This window comes from Agathobaculum faecis (assembly GCF_014287995.1).
In the GTDB taxonomy this organism is placed as follows: domain Bacteria; phylum Bacillota; class Clostridia; order Oscillospirales; family Butyricicoccaceae; genus Agathobaculum; species Agathobaculum ammoniilyticum.
This window is the reverse complement of the sequence record NZ_JACOPL010000059.1, coordinates 1-1,240: the sequence shown is the minus strand read 5'-3', so window position 1 is coordinate 1,240 and position 1,240 is coordinate 1. Positions and strand designations below refer to the sequence as shown.

General features: G+C 53.7%; 1 pseudogene. It reads right to left on the bottom strand.

The annotated features are described in order from the left end of the window. Nucleotides 1–117 precede the first annotated feature (117 nt). Nucleotides 118–1,240, bottom strand: a pseudogene (locus H8S45_RS15770) (IS110 family RNA-guided transposase); the annotation flags it as partial.

Sequence of the window (1,240 nt, the reverse complement as noted above, 5' to 3'; positions counted from 1 at the left end):
AATGTCAAGAACCGAATTGAAATGAACCGCTATTTTTAGGTGCGGCAAAAAGGACACAGAAAACCAAGCCACCGGAAATTTTGACTCTGGCCCAGAATGGACAGGTTCAGGATAAGATCAGGCTTCGAGACTATCCAGATGCTTTTTCACAGTGGCGTAGTAAATGCGCAGGAATTTGTTGGCGGAGGCCATCATGTAAACACGATAGGGCTTTCCCTCAGCACGTTTCTTATCCATGAATTGGTACACCGGCTCATCGGCGGAGGAACGCTGGAAAATCACGCTCATCACCAGGAACAATGTTCTGCGCAGAGCGGAGGAACCCCGTTTGGAGATGCTGCGGCTACGGGCTTCCATCTGGCCGGACTGGTACGGAGGGGCGTCGATGCCCACGAAGGCCACCAACGCTTTCTTGGAGTGGAAACGGCGCACAGCGCCGATCTCTGCCATAAGCTGGGGCCGAGAGCCGGATCACAACACCGAACATCCCCATCACAATGGAGTACTCCGGCAGCGATGCCGCCAGGGACTGCATTTCTGAGCGCAGCCAGTGCAGTGGATACAGCCCAGAGTTGGAACACCGCCTGCTCTATCAGGAGCTTGGTCGTATTGGCCTTGGGCATAATACTGAAATGTCCACAGGCGGAGGTATAACTGTCCAGCGCCTTATCCTGGCTGAAGTTGTAACCGTGTTTGTTGCACCACCTCTGGTACTTGGCTGTAAAAGCCTTTTCGGTTAACCCACAGACACACTCACAATGCGGGAAAGCAGCTACAAAGCCTATCCATTTCTCGCTGCCATTCGCCCTGACAGGGCTGATAAACAGGCGGTTCGCATCAGGGAAAGCGGTGGCGAGCAAGGAAATCCGGTTGTTTTTGAGCATGGTCTGCACCTTGGCACATTGCTGGTACTGTCGGTATGTGGTTTTCAGCATGAGCCGTATCTCATCCTCTGGGATGTACTGGGCATCGCCAGCCAGTGGTCAAGACCGTAATTGGCCAGCTTGATCGCGTCTTTCTTGTCGGTCTTGGCCCGCCGTAGACTGTTACTCCCGTAGCCATGCATCAGCATGGCGTTCACCACGGAACCGTAAAACTCGGAATGGTAAAGGAGGCTGGCAACCGGCAAATGGCAGTTCCCCGCAGTCTCCATCAGTATGCGATTTTCGCCGTCCAGTTCCCACAGCAGTTCGGACAGTTCGTACAACTCAACATCTGTGTGTCCCACCTCAAAGGGAGG